This is a genomic window from Nitrincola tibetensis (assembly GCF_003284585.1).
Classification (GTDB): domain Bacteria; phylum Pseudomonadota; class Gammaproteobacteria; order Pseudomonadales; family Balneatricaceae; genus Nitrincola; species Nitrincola tibetensis.
In genome coordinates, this window is sequence record NZ_QKRX01000001.1 from 96,991 (window position 1) to 110,233 (window position 13,243).

General features: G+C 48.8%; 11 protein-coding genes. 2 read left to right on the forward strand and 9 right to left on the reverse strand.

Annotated features, from left to right (window positions below):
- Nucleotides 1-67: 67 nt before the first annotated feature.
- The 7 genes from qatD to creB all read right to left on the reverse strand — a co-directional run bounded on the left by qatD (nt 68) and on the right by creB (nt 8,087).
- Nucleotides 68-835, reverse strand: a complete 768-nt coding sequence (gene qatD, locus DN062_RS00520) for a Qat anti-phage system TatD family nuclease QatD (RefSeq protein WP_112156597.1) — start codon at nt 833-835, stop codon at nt 68-70.
- Nucleotides 835-2,202, reverse strand: a complete 1,368-nt coding sequence (qatC, locus tag DN062_RS00525; protein ID WP_112156598.1) for a Qat anti-phage system QueC-like protein QatC — start codon at nt 2,200-2,202, stop codon at nt 835-837. The genes qatD and qatC overlap by 1 nt, the downstream gene beginning before the upstream one ends.
- Nucleotides 2,199-3,062 carry a Qat anti-phage system associated protein QatB gene (gene qatB / locus DN062_RS00530; RefSeq protein WP_112156599.1) on the reverse strand — a complete coding sequence of 288 codons (864 nt, stop codon included), beginning with the start codon at nt 3,060-3,062 and terminating at the stop codon, nt 2,199-2,201. The genes qatC and qatB overlap by 4 nt, the downstream gene beginning before the upstream one ends.
- Nucleotides 3,062-5,008 (reverse strand): Qat anti-phage system ATPase QatA, encoded by a 1,947-nt coding sequence (gene qatA / locus DN062_RS00535; RefSeq protein WP_112156600.1) that lies wholly within the window; start codon nt 5,006-5,008, stop codon nt 3,062-3,064. Before qatA ends, qatB begins: the two co-directional genes overlap by 1 nt.
- A gap of 182 nt (nt 5,009-5,190) precedes the next feature.
- Nucleotides 5,191-5,805, reverse strand: a complete 615-nt coding sequence (locus DN062_RS00540; protein WP_112156601.1) for a hypothetical protein — start codon at nt 5,803-5,805, stop codon at nt 5,191-5,193.
- Nucleotides 5,806-5,976: 171 nt separating this feature from the next.
- Entirely contained in the window at nt 5,977-7,422 is a 1,446-nt protein-coding gene (gene creC / locus DN062_RS00545; RefSeq protein ID WP_112156602.1) for a two-component system sensor histidine kinase CreC, read from the reverse strand.
- Nucleotides 7,419-8,087 carry a two-component system response regulator CreB gene (gene creB, locus DN062_RS00550; RefSeq protein ID WP_112157151.1) on the reverse strand — a complete coding sequence of 223 codons (669 nt, stop codon included), beginning with the start codon at nt 8,085-8,087 and terminating at the stop codon, nt 7,419-7,421. Before creB ends, creC begins: the two co-directional genes overlap by 4 nt.
- A gap of 222 nt (nt 8,088-8,309) precedes the next feature.
- Here creB and DN062_RS00555 point away from each other — a divergent pair, with 222 nt between their 5' ends.
- Together DN062_RS00555 and DN062_RS00560 are read left to right on the forward strand one after the other, a co-directional pair.
- The gene (locus DN062_RS00555; protein WP_162301224.1) at nt 8,310-10,364 is read left to right on the forward strand and encodes a marine proteobacterial sortase target protein; all 2,055 of its coding nucleotides are present in this window, start codon (nt 8,310-8,312) and stop codon (nt 10,362-10,364) included.
- Entirely contained in the window at nt 10,361-10,948 is a 588-nt protein-coding gene (locus DN062_RS00560) for a class GN sortase (RefSeq protein WP_112156604.1), read from the forward strand. The genes DN062_RS00555 and DN062_RS00560 overlap by 4 nt, the downstream gene beginning before the upstream one ends.
- Before the next feature lie 132 nt (nt 10,949-11,080).
- On the opposite strand, the gene DN062_RS00565 is transcribed toward DN062_RS00560, so the two are convergent.
- Together DN062_RS00565 and DN062_RS00570 are read right to left on the reverse strand one after the other, a co-directional pair.
- Nucleotides 11,081-12,112 carry a methionine synthase gene (locus DN062_RS00565; protein ID WP_112156605.1) on the reverse strand — a complete coding sequence of 344 codons (1,032 nt, stop codon included), beginning with the start codon at nt 12,110-12,112 and terminating at the stop codon, nt 11,081-11,083.
- Nucleotides 12,113-12,139: 27 nt separating this feature from the next.
- A complete protein-coding gene (locus tag DN062_RS00570) occupies nt 12,140-13,114 on the reverse strand; it encodes a DUF1852 domain-containing protein (protein ID WP_112156606.1) in 975 nt (324 codons plus the stop codon).
- Between the last annotated feature and the right edge of the window lie 129 nt (nt 13,115-13,243).

Consider the following 13,243-nt stretch of genomic DNA (forward strand, 5'->3'; position numbering starts at 1 on the left):
CCGGGTTAATAACATCAATTCAGGGTAGCTAAATACTTTCTACCAACGGTTTTTAAGTACTTCCAGTTTAATTGACGATCAGAAGCTCCCGAAGGTTGGCTCGAATAATTGAAGCAAATTCAGCCGGCTGCTTTTTATGCAGGCGGCCAAGCCTGTCTATTGTATAAGCCACATCAGATGGTACTGATGGTCTACCAACGGTTTTTGTAAAGGGACCGTCGGTTTCAGTTAGGATTCTTTCCAGAGGTATATCCATCACCATGGATAGGTGTCGCTCGTTAGCCAACATCGTCGAGTTAACTGAAAAGTAGCACCCCAGCTTAATTGCTCGTTGCACTTCTTTTTTTGTTCCGGTGAACCAATGCAGGACAACTTTTCCTTTTCCCGGTGGCATCAACTCTTCCACAAAGTCCAGGACCAATTTAGACGCTCTGATGCTATGGACTGAAAGGATCTTATCTCCTGCTTCCGAACATCTCTGTAATACATGGCGAAAGACTCTCTTTTGGGCATCAATCGATTTGTAAAAACGAGGCCCTGCGTCAAGCCCAACTTCTCCAACATATCGTGTTTCAGAAAGATAATTATCCCAAATAGCGATTTCAGCTTCGTGCTCAGCTACTAATTGAGGGTGCAATCCCAACGCTGCGCGGACGTACTTCGTCTTCTGTGCTAACTCATGATTGCGAGGCCAGGCTCGTGGTGTCGTTGTTACAGCAAGCGTAAATATTCCTGCTGACTCTGCTTGTTGAACAGCTTGTTCATGATCCGGATAAAGGTCGAGGTGGCAATGGAAATCCACTAACCCTGAATTATCTGTGTTATTTTCCACCATTATTTCGGCCTAGTTTGTACACCAGATATCAACTGAGCGACCTCTAAAAGCCCACGACGATAAACATCAGCAAGTTGATCTAAATGTGCTGCTTCATCAGCAAGCGAACCTGGCTTATGAATCAATAAATTCGCAAGCTGTGGCTGTTTTTTTAGTCTCTCAATCGCGTACTGAAACGATCTGACCTGAACTCCGTCTGCTTTACGGGTATCTAGCACTTGCGCGCCCAAATCAGGAACAGTGTATTGAGTAACATCACTTTTAGAACCAAATGCAGCCTCCAATGCGGCTCTTCGAATTATACAAGGTAGGCAATAACCACAATGTTCAATTCCCAGCCCCTGCCAACGTCCTTTTGTAGGTGCTGAACACGATAGTGACTCAGTAGCTAAGTGCCTCAGTAAATTCGTATTTAGACATTTTGATGCCATTTCTCCCTTTGTTTTATCCCAATACGGATTTCGCACCTCACCATCTACATTTAGCACTTTAAGCAGATCATTCCAACGAGCCATGTAGTAGGGATGAGTAGTTCGAGTGCTGTTAGAACCAAGTCTGAGCGGATCCAAGGGTACATTCAACGCAATCAGCCCGTTCTCCGGGACGCGAAGTGTAAACCGATGCCCAAAACCTGTTCCCGCAAAAACTCCCAAAGCGAAGAAAAGGAAGGATCTTCCCCGTGTACTATCCTCTGAACCCACGCCTTTTATCAAATCCTGTTTGAAGGTCATTCCCACACGTAAACGTTCAAAACAAATTTTCTTATAACGATTTTTCAATCCTGACATCAACTTATTCTGAGCATCACTTGCAGCGCCATCACCGGAATGGCTAACCAAAAGAGGTGTACTACCATTTTCCAGTAAATCGATCGCTCCAATCAGGCTATCAAGCCCTCCGGAAAACAGACTCAGCGCGTCAAAGGGAGGAGGAATAAGGTCGTATTCTTCTTGCTTAACAATTGACTGGAACCGCGATGGACGTTTTCTAAAACCAAACTCCCATCGATCTCCCGTCAAAAAATCCAACATATTCTTTAGTACTGATGTAGCAGAACCCCATCTATCTGGATCACTAACTGGCACCACAAGGCGAATCTCACGAGTCCAGGAGTCTTGTGATTGTTGAACTCGGGAAATTCGAGTATCGGCAGCATGTACATGCGCAGCTAAGACTAGCAAATCCAAGCCTATTTCAGTGGGGTAAACGCCAAGCTTCTTTAGACTTGATAATGCACCACCAATTCCATGATCTAGTGACTCTTCTCCAGCAATAAATTGCAAAAATGTTCTTTGCTCATCCGCTCCCGTGGGAATATCTAACTGATCATCAGCTCCGAACCGGCCTGCTAATAGTTGTCGTTTCATTGTTCTGCCTCCGCATCACCCAGAGACTGCAAAATTGAAAAAGCAGATTCGTATACCGAGTCAACAAAAGCCAACACTTGATCCTGAGTCATATTCGGTGTGCTCTCACGTGCTCTGGTAAGCGCATCATCTACTGCGCCGCGAATGAAGTCTCGTAACTGTTTTTCAACTTGATGTGCTACTTGTGCATTCGAAGGCATAGTGACTACTTTAGTGCCAATGTCATTGCAGATTCTTGCTTCGATCGCATGTGTGGCATACAGCTCAAAAACCGTATCCATTTGCTCGGGAGTGAAAGTATCTAGACCTGCCAACCCTTCACCAGCCAGATCAATAATTGTCTCGATATAGGCCTCACGTGCAATCCCTTCATCGACAGTGCTCGCCCCAGGACAAATATGATCGGCTAAAGCAACAAAAACCTCCGATATCGGACGCCCTGCCATAGACTCTAGATTGAACTCCCGCAGAGCCTCCCGCATCCCCCTGGTATTGGCATCTGAAAGGAATCCCAGTAGTCGTGCACCTGCTCCTCGCGAAGCCCCCATGCGTTGTGCCGCTTGACGGGCGCCTCCTGAAGAGGTTGAAACATACCTAGAAACCGCACGACCGAGGCTAGCTCGATCATTTCCACCAGACCCGGCAAACCTCGTAAAGTTGTTGCGAGCCCCAGAAAAGCGTTGAGAATCCGCGGATTTCGGAATAGGTGGTTTCGCTGGAGGGGCTGGTGGATCGTCTGAGTTAGGAGGAGGTCCTTCATCTTGGCCCGTGTCAGGCTCAGATCCTGAACCACTCCCCAGCCAAGAGGGGATTAAAGGCGTTCCACCACCCGGGCCACCATATGCAGTTGAAGTTCCCATCAATGACCTCCTTTCGGTTGATTGAGTGTTTGCTGAGCGGCAGCTTGCAAGAATGTATTGTTTGTAACTTTACTCCATTTTCCTAACAGAGTGGTTAACCGTGCTTTTTGCTCCGGATCTTTAACAACGCCTTGCCATCCACCAACTACCCACGGCCCGCATTTATCTTTGGGTAACGATTCCAGAAAGTCCAACAGAGGCCCCTGTAATCCTGGCCGGGCTTTCACAAGTACAATAAGACCATCAATGCCCGCAGGTTTGTCACTGAAGTGCCCGGCACTCACAATCTTGCTGCGTACAGCCTCAAATACTTTCTCCGCCTCGGGCTGAGCAAGTTGTTTTAGCTCCGACTCAAACCCCTGAACGACCATCTTGCCCCCAAAGAGCTTATCGACCACAGAAGCCAAATGTCCCAAAACCGACACTGGTCCGAAGTAATCCTTCTTATCCTTGGTCACAAACAGGTATGGTCGTAAGTCGACTTCAGCCAGAGACGGTGTTAAAAGAGCCCAGTCACTTACCACCTCACTGGATTTCCACTCATCAAGCACTGCCGTTTCAGAGCGAACTAATCTTTTTTGAAGTGATTCGGGCCCCTTTGCATCAGCGTTGAGCTTCTCCTCTGAAACCACGGATTTTAAACTTGCTTCTAATACTCCAAGATCTTCACATTTGCCTTCTGGATGGATTGCAGCAATATAGGCAATTTGCTCGAACAGATTCGGTATAAATCGTTCTGCAAGCATTAGTTTTGCTAGAACGGGAAGCTTGATATCCTCTCCAAACCCCCTGGCGATTGCAGTTCGCTCCCGTAAAAGCAGCGTATTGAGAAAGCGTTTTATTTGTCGTGGATTTCCCTTGGTCCCACTGGCCAGGATAGGACCAATTTGATCGCTCAGGACAAAAGCGTTGTTTGCTTTCTCAGCGCTGCCACCCAATGCACTTCGGAAGGTTGCTGCATCCAGACCACCACTCACCCAAGGTCGTTTTAGTTGCATCCTGGCAGCGTCTGTAAGTTTTATATAATCGGGATCAGTCTCTCCAAGGTCGACTCCTGTCAAGAGCAATGTAACGTAGATTCGAGTTTCTGTTTCCCCCAGAGCCGGGATACGGAACGGTACCTGAATGAGCTTTTCCAAGTAATTACGTGCATAATCCCTCGGGCCTGTGCTGTCCGGCAGATCAGGAAAATGCTTACGCACTGCGTATTCGATCATGGCCTCGTCAGCTGCAACAACGAACGCAGTCCGTGCGGTGAACACAAAAAGCCGGATAGCCTCAAGGGTCTCAATGGCTGTGTCTGGCAGACAGCGATCAAGGTCATCAACGAGCACAATAAGCTGCTTAACTCCCGCTTCATTGAGCAAGTCATCAAAAGCTTTTCGGAACGCTTCTACCTCTTCAGGAATATTCTTTGCCTCACTGGGCTTCAATATACCCTTCAATCCTTCGATGGCAGTTGATAGGTTCTCTTTTGTAGCAAACTTGCCGGGGTTTCCTACCATGGATTCGAGCGAGCCTACTAAAGACTGGACTTGATCAATCGGTGGAATACCGGTAAATCCAGTGACTGCTAGACCGCCAGCTCGCTTTGCAAGCTTTAACCAATCAATACGGTGGAATACATCCTTAACCGCTCTTGTGGCCTTTGTTAACGCAGGCCGCTTCTCAATTAGCCCTGACACAATGCCTTCGATTAATGCGATCTTGGCATCTTCAAAGCCTTGGAACCTCCAGCCATTAAATTTGATGCACAACACTCCATCGTCATCATCCAGGCCTGACTCGATCATCTCTAACACACTGGATTTACCAGCACCCCAATCGCCGTGGACGCCTATAGTTACAGGGTGGTTAGGTTGCGCACGGAGTAATTCGATAATCGTACTAGCAATTGCTTCGTTGTTAAGAAGATCTACCTTTGTTTCGTTGTCAGTCAGAATCATTTCTGGATCTACCCCATATTACATTATTTAAATCGCTATGATTCCATCACCTGATTTAAATATTAGGAAAATGACCTGTTCCTGACATCCTAGGATGTTGGTATCTATATCTGTGGCATTGAGTTTGATCACGTTTAATGTTCCAAATTTATTTAAGTGTTCACTCTATAATAAAGATTATCCTATTCCACTGTATCAGTATATTTTATTTGACCTTTATGACTTAGAAGCCGAGATGAAGCATACATTCTTTTTATACCAAACCTTATAAAATATGAATAAACTTCGTCATGTATCGAGACATAATATTCAAATTCAGAAATGCATCCGTTTTCAACCCTAAACTGAGATCTATAAAAGTCATTGAAACCGATATAGTCACTATTTGTTTCTGCAACGGTGCGAAAAATATAGTAACATTCTTTATAAGACAGCTTGCTTAATACTCGGCAAGCCATCTGCTCGGCAAGAAATCCCGCAACAAAAGTCTTTGCCATATAATCTGAAACATCAGGGGCGTTATCCGGCTCGGTTGACCCTTCCCACTCACCGTCAGTATTCTTCCAAACTCTTGCAGTGATATTTTTCGTAGGCACTAGGTAATGAAGTAGAACCATATGCCCTATTTCATGCATGGCGCATAATTCTTGTTTGAAGTCACCACTACTACCTGCCCTAGAAAAGGCTAGATTTCCAGTTTTAGCTGCCTTCCTACTTCGTGATTTTTGAATTGAGCGCCATCGACGTCTCCATCTTATCTTGAACAGCCTTATGTCTCTACGCAAACCGAGCTTCATATTTACCTATCCCTGCCCAGACTATAATCTCTTATGAAGTTTTCACATATCGTACTAGATCATAGTATATATTGGCATGCTATGCGCAATAAAGGTATTACAAACTTGCAGTGATGTCTCCTTCGGGTCGGTAAACCTTATTACCAGGGCAATGAGAACATGTGTATTTCATCACTCAGCTGGCAGTGTCAGTGAAAACACAGTGGCTGGTGGTTCCGTTTCGCGGTGGTAATTCAGCTTTCCGTTATGTAATTGCATGATTTCATGAACAAAACTCAGCCCCAGCCCACTGCCTTTGCTGCCATCTGTCCGGGGCAGACAGAAAAAGCGCTGGGTCAGTTTTTCTTCGGCAAAAGGCGGCACCCCGGGCCCGGAATCTTTTACGCTGATGTAAACAGAACCATCGTGTTGTATGGCACCGATCAGTACAGCTGACTCAGGCGGTGAGAACTCTGTGGCGTTCCGGATCAGGTTGCTCAGTGCATCCTGCAGCAGGGTACTGTCGCCGGTGATGGACAGGGAAGGGTCACAGCTGTATTCAAGGCTGACTCTGTGCCGGCTGGCATAGTCTTCAAGGCTCCGGCAGACTGCTGCGATCAGCTCTTTCAGTACGATTTTGTCGTGTCGTTCCAGGCTGCTCTGATATTCAATGGCGGCCAGTTTCAGCAAGCGCTCGATCAGCTCCTGCATCCTTGAACCTTGCTCAATAATATTATTGAGAAACTGATTGCGCTGTGCATCGGACATCGGTTCCTGTAACAGCTCTGCTGCACCACGGATACCGGCGATCGGGGCTTTCAGTTCGTGCGTCAGGCTCTGCACATAATCTGCTACATAGGATTTGCCATCCAGTGCGGCTTTCATGCTTTCAAGCGCTTTACCCACACGCCCAACTTCATTATGACCAAGCGCAGGCAGAGCGGGGCGTTCGCCTCTGGAAACCCCTCTGGCATACTGTTCAAGGCGGAGCAGGGGCCGTGTAATCCAGAGGGTGATCACAAGACCGATCAACAGAGTTGCCAGTGCAGCGACCAGTGAAATCCAGAGCAGGTTGGTGCTCAGGTGGCTGATAAAGCGGTTAATGTTGCGGGTGGGCTTTCCGGTGGACACCACACCGATAATATCACCGCGATACAGCAGCGGGCTTGCGACATAGAGCCGTTCGGTATCACTATGGCCGGTTATATCGTCGCTGCTGCGGGCACCATAATGACCGCGCAGAGTCAGATAGACATCGCGCCACTGGGAATAATCTCGGCCGGTATCGGTGTAATGGGAATCAAAAATCACGGTGCCTCTGGCATCGGTAATATACATTCTCAGATCAACTTCGGTTTTAAGCAGATCATAAATCTGTGCGTTTAGCGGCCTGCCGGCCAGCCCTGCAAAGAGCCGTTCAGCCAGATGTGTGTCGATCACGGTGCCACCGCTTTCGCTGAAGCTGACGCCTTCGTTTGCGATCAGAGTGGCCATCATTTCTGATATATCGACCAGAATCTCCTCCTGAGCTTCTTTATAACGGGGCTCCAGCTCATCGAGTACCCAGTAAACCACACTGCCAAGCCCTGTCAGCACTGAAAACAGAAACACCAGAATCAGGCGTAATCTCAGGCTCATGCGTCCGCCTCAAAGCTGTAGCCAAGACCACGGCGGGTTCTGAGCGGGTCGCAGTTTTCGTTGATGTCGCGGATTTTGCGCCTGAGGGTTTTGATGTGTGTATCGACAGTGCGGTCGAAGCTGCGTTCAGGCTCTTCCCACACCTGTTGCATCAACTGTTCACGGGAATAAATTCTGCCGGGATGGCTCATCAGTAACAGTAGCAGGCGGTATTCATAGCGGCTCAGATCCAGCAATACACCATTCAGCGTGATTCTGGCGCCATCTGCATCGTGACTGAAGCCGGCAGGGGTGATATTTGCAGCTTCCGGAGACTGGCGCAGGCGGGCACGGATACGGGCCGTGAGCACCCGGGGGCTGAAGGGTTTGGTGATGTAATCATCAGCGCCCAGTTCAAGACCTAGCACCTGGTCGATCTCTTCATGGCGGGAGGTCAGAAACACCACCGGCACAGAGGATGTCTGCCTGATGACCCGGCAGACATCAAATCCGCTCATATCGGGAAGGCCAATATCCAGCAGAACCAGCGCTATATTACCCTCGCTGAGTGCATCCAGAGCCTGCTGCCCGGTGGTGACCCAGATGTTATCCATCCGTTCGGTTTCCAGAGCATAGCGTATGGTGTCAGCAATAGATGGTTCATCCTCAACAATCAGTACCGCCATGGTGTTCCCTCTGTTAAAACGCTGGCCCATAAGTGGTGCATATGCTCACATTATCTCTGGCAGATCAGTTACTGTAAAGCCGCTTACATTACCCTTACTGCCACCTGTGCCTGAGTGTAATCTGGCGTTCTTATTTCACAGAAAAACAGGACTTCACACTCACTTCATATTTTCCTCAAGCAGAAAGCAGATACTTGCCACATCTTAATGAGGAGAAGAAAAATGCATACATTTTCACACAAGGGAATTCGCCCACTGATTCTGGCCTGTCTGATGATGGGGTGTGCACAGAATGCGGTTGCTGATGCTGTTACCCACGGTACCTTGGTATCCCGTGATGAGCAGGGGCAAAAGCAGGATATGCCGCTGGTCAGTACCCGTGTGGCCATGGATATTACAGGCTCTGTGCTGCGCGCTCAGGTAACCCAGGTATTCCATAACCCCACAAATAACTGGACAGAGGCACTGTATCTGTTCCCTCTGCCAGGTGAGGCAGCCGTTGATCACCTGAAAATGCAGATAGGAGACCGCATCATCGAGGGTGTTATTCAGGAAAAAGAGCAGGCCCGGGCAATCTATGAGCAGGCAAAATCTCAGGGACAGAACGCCGCGCTCACCGAGCAGGACCGCCCCAACCTGTTTCACACATCCGTTGCCAATATTCCGCCGGGTGGCGAGGTCACCATCAGTATTGAGTACCAGCAGACACTGGTCTGGAAAGATGGCCGGTTCAGCGCCGGTTTCCCGCTGGCGATCACCCCACGTTATAACCCGCTTCAGCCCGGAGAAGTGCGCCGTGTGGTTGAGGGACAGGTAACCCTGAACAGCGGCTGGCAGGTACTGCCGGGTGAGCGTAAAACAGTGATGGCCACAATCGGTGATGACGAAAACGCAGTCAGCAATACTCCGGGGCCTGTTGAGATCAGCCTTAATCTGCAACCTGGATTTAGACTCAGTTCTCTGGACAGCCCTTCACATCAGATCAGTCAGGAACAGACAGAAGATGGCCGCTACATCATTAACCTGCTGGCGGATGAACCGGATGAGTACCGTGATTTTGTTTTGAACTGGACACCGGTGGAAAGCGACGAACCTTCGGCTGCGTTTTTCTCTGAGCAGCATGGGGATGAACACTATGGTCTGCTGATGCTGATGCCGCCTCAGGATCTGCACACATCACGCTTCAGCCGGGAAGTGGTCTTTGTGATTGATACATCAGGTTCCATGGCGGGTACCTCAATTGAAGCCGCGCGCAGAGCGCTGCAGGCCGGTATAGATGGGCTGGCATCTGATGACACGTTTAACGTGATTCAGTTTAACTCTTCAACCGATACGCTTTTTAACCAGCCGGTTATAGCCGATATCCAGCGCCGTCAACAGGCCGCCAGCTATATCAACTCACTGCAGGCAGGCGGTGGTACCGAAATGGCACCTGCGCTGACTGCTGCACTGACAGGCATTCGCAGCAATGATGACACCCCCAGATTGCGCCAGGTCGTGTTTATCACCGATGGTAGTGTGTCCAACGAACAGCAACTGTTTGATCTGATCCGCAGCCGTCTCAATAACACCCGCCTGTTCACCGTGGGTATCGGCAGCGCACCAAACAGTTACTTTATGGAAGAGGCCGCAGTAGCCGGGCGGGGCACCTTTACGTATATTGCGTCTCCGTCTGAATCTGAAAGCGCCATGCAAACGCTGTTCAACAAGCTGGAAAAACCGGCAATGACCGATATCCGGATCGAAGGCGAGGGTATTAAAGACCTGATGCCATCGGTCATTCCTGACCTTTACTCCGGTGAGCCGCTGGCTGTTTCGATGAAACTGACAAACGGCACAGGCGAAGTCCGTATCAGTGGCCGTACCGGTGATGCCGCATGGCAGGAAACACTGACACTGGCACCGGCGGATAATACCCGGGGTATCATGACAGACTGGGCCCAGCGTGCGGTGCAGGACTGGCGCCGTGGGTATCTCAGAGGTGTCAGTGAAGAACAGATCCGTTCTGAAATCATTGCGCTGGGTCTTAAGTATCACCTGGTTACGCCATACACCAGCCTGGTTGCCGTTGATAAAACACCTGTCCGTCCTGAACAGGAAGAGAGCGGAACTCTGGTGGTGCCTGTAGCCAAACCTCACGGCCTTGATCTGGGAATGGCCCAGGGCGCTACCGGGTATCAGCTGACCCTCGCCGGAGGACTTGCCGCACTGCTGGCAGCACTTTCCCTCATGATTGTGGAGCGTCGCAGAAAGTCCGGTTCAAGGTGGTGTGCATGACCCTCAGCATCCGTAACCTCACACTGGCAGCCCTTGTGGCTGCTGGTCTGATCCTCACCTCAACAGCACTGTGGATTCCTGCAAAAGCACGGCTGGCGCAATGGCTGCTGGCCGATGCCTGGGCCGAAAGTCTGGACAGCGGCACAGCCGTAAAACCCTGGCCCTGGGCCGACCACTGGCCGGTTGCGCGTCTGAGCGTGCCTGATATGGGTATTGATCAGATTGTACTGGCCGGAGACGGCGGCAGCTCGCTGGCTTTTGGCCCAGGTGAAAATATGCAGGCACATGCGATGACCCATGCCGCACGGATTATCAGCGGACACAGAGATACCCACTTCAGCTTCTTGAGGAATATACAACCAGGCCAGACTCTGATTCTCAGCGACCATAACGGAACTGTGACCTACCAGGTTGATCAGATTCAGGTGGTGGATTCGGCCGTTACCCGGCTGATGCCCACTGCCTTTCCAGGTGGACTGATACTGGTGACCTGTTATCCCTTTGATGCGCTCACTGCAGGGGGAACCCAGCGGCTGGTTGTGATGGCCTCTGCTGTTGCGCCTGAGAAGCCCCCTGCATTCTGAGTAAAAGCATAATGTTCATCATATTTATCAGTGCTCAGTATCTTCTGTACGAAACTGGCTACTGTCATGAACAGACGAATCCTGGACAGATTATTACTGTTAGGTTCGTCTCACCCTCACATTTACTGGATATTATCTCGCCAGTAATTCATTGCGCACAATTTGTGCCCCTGCCGCCAAGGCACTGAGCTTGCCTGTTGCAACCTGGCGGGATAAAGGTGCCATGCCACAGTTAGTGCAAGGGTACAGCTTGTCGGCGTCAACAAACTGCAGGGCCTTTCTCAGCGTTTCTGCAACTTCCTCGGGTGTCTCGATGGTGTCGGTTGCCACATCGATGGCGCCGACCATCACTTTTTTACCTCGGATAAGTTCAAGTAGCTCAATGGGCACACGCGAGTTGTGACACTCAAGCGAGATGATATCGATATTGGATTTTTGCAGTTTCGGGAAGATTTCTTCGTATTGCCGCCACTCCGAACCTAAGGTTTTTTTCCAATCGGTATTGGCTTTAATGCCATAGCCATAGCAGATATGGACAGCCGTTTCGCATTTCAGCCCTTCGATGGCTCTTTCTAAACAGGCAATGCCCCAGTCATTTACATCATCAAAAAACACGTTAAAGGCGGGCTCATCAAATTGAATGATATCAACACCCGCTGCCTCTAAATCTTTCGCTTCTTGGTTTAGTATTTTGGCAAATTCCCACGCGAGTTTCTCGCGGCTTTTATAGTGGTCATCATACAGCGTGTCGATCATCGTCATGGGGCCTGGCAACGCCCATTTGATGGGTTGCGTGGTTTGCTGACGTAAAAACTTGGCATCTTCAACAAAAACGGGCTTTTGTCGGGAAACCGGGCCAACGACGGTGGGCACACTGGCATCATAGCGGTTACGAATTCTGACCGTTTTACGATTCTCGAAATCAACGCCGCTCAGGTGTTCAATAAAGGTTGTCACAAAGTGTTGGCGTGTTTGCTCACCGTCACTGACAATATCAACACCTGCTTGCAGTTGCTCTTGCAATGACAGACGTAAGGCATCCTGTTTGCCGTCAATGAGTTCCTCACCCTGTAACTTCCAAGGTGACCAAAGTGTTTCAGGTTGTGCCAGCCAGGAGGGTTTCGGTAAGCTGCCAGCTGTTGATGTCGGTAATAGTGTTTTCATCATAAATACTTTTATCTGAGTGATTAATTAAGCGTAGTTAGCCGACCATTGATCTAGGATGGCTCGATAGGGTTTGATAAAGTGCTCTTCAGCAAACCTCCCTTGAGCGATGGCTAAGGTGCTGCGCTCTTCTCGGTCATACACAATTTGCGTGATTGAATGATCCGAGTTCTTCAAATTTGGTTGATAGCATTTTCCTGCAACAGCGTTGGCATTATAAATTTCGGGTCGGTAAATCTTCTGAAAGGTTTCCATGGTGCTGATGGTGCTAATCAGCTCAAGGTTGGTGTAATCGTTCAGCAGATCTCCAACGAAATAGAAGGCCAATGGCGCAACACTGTTGGGTGGCATAAAATAACGAACGTTTAACCCCATCTTTTTGAAATACAGCTCGGTCAACGAGGATTCGTTTGGTTGATATTCCACACCCAATACCGGATGCTGGTTTTCTGTACGGTGATAGGTCTTGTTATCCGAAACGCTTAAACAGATAACGGGTGGCTTTTTGAATTGTTGTTTATACGCCTCTGAACCAACGAAAGTTTGGAAAAGCTTGCCATGCAGATCGCCAAAATTGTCCGGAATGCTGAACTGTTCTTGCTGCTTATTATGATCAAGTAGCAAGACACTAAAATCATAATCTCGTACATAGGAGGAGAAGTTGTTGCCAACTATGCCCTCAATACGTTCGTTGGTGGCATGATCAATAATGTTGGTTTTTAATACTTCAATCGAGGGGAAACGGTCACCTTTGCCCTGAATTTCGATGTCCACGGAAATGATTTCCAGCTCGACAGAGTAACGATCTCCTTTTGGATTGTCCCAGTGCGCTAACGCATTAAAACGATTGTCAATCATCTTTAAAGCATTGCGCAAATTCTGCTGGCGGCACTCACCTCTTGCTAAATTAGCAAAGTTGGTGGTGATACGTGTACTGTCTGACGGCTGATAATTCTCGTCAAAACGAATACGCTTAATACTAAAAGTGAAATCTGTATTCATCGTCGTCGGGTATCCCATGTACGCATTTTCTGAGATCAAACCTGAATGTGCTGTTTGCCTTGAATACAAGTACGCGTCACTTTTCAGGTTTTCCTATCCGGAGTTCTCAACCAGGTGGCCTAAAAAATA

Bases quoted from the DNA above. Each gene is read 5' to 3' on its own strand.
- qatD (WP_112156597.1), bottom strand. From the start codon at position 835: ATGGTGGAAAATAACACAGATAATTCAGGGTTAGTGGATTTCCATTGC.
- DN062_RS00565 (WP_112156605.1), bottom strand. From the start codon at position 12,112: ATGAAAACACTATTACCGACATCAACAGCTGGCAGCTTACCGAAACCC.
- DN062_RS00555 (WP_162301224.1), top strand. From the start codon at position 8,310: ATGCATACATTTTCACACAAGGGAATTCGCCCACTGATTCTGGCCTGT.
- creC (WP_112156602.1), bottom strand. From the start codon at position 7,422: ATGAGCCTGAGATTACGCCTGATTCTGGTGTTTCTGTTTTCAGTGCTG.
- qatA (WP_112156600.1), bottom strand. From the start codon at position 5,008: ATGATTCTGACTGACAACGAAACAAAGGTAGATCTTCTTAACAACGAA.
- qatB (WP_112156599.1), bottom strand. From the start codon at position 3,062: ATGGGAACTTCAACTGCATATGGTGGCCCGGGTGGTGGAACGCCTTTA.
- DN062_RS00540 (WP_112156601.1), bottom strand. From the start codon at position 5,805: ATGAAGCTCGGTTTGCGTAGAGACATAAGGCTGTTCAAGATAAGATGG.
- DN062_RS00570 (WP_112156606.1), bottom strand. From the start codon at position 13,114: ATGAATACAGATTTCACTTTTAGTATTAAGCGTATTCGTTTTGACGAG.
- DN062_RS00560 (WP_112156604.1), top strand. From the start codon at position 10,361: ATGACCCTCAGCATCCGTAACCTCACACTGGCAGCCCTTGTGGCTGCT.
- qatC (WP_112156598.1), bottom strand. From the start codon at position 2,202: ATGAAACGACAACTATTAGCAGGCCGGTTCGGAGCTGATGATCAGTTA.
- creB (WP_112157151.1), bottom strand. From the start codon at position 8,087: ATGGCGGTACTGATTGTTGAGGATGAACCATCTATTGCTGACACCATA.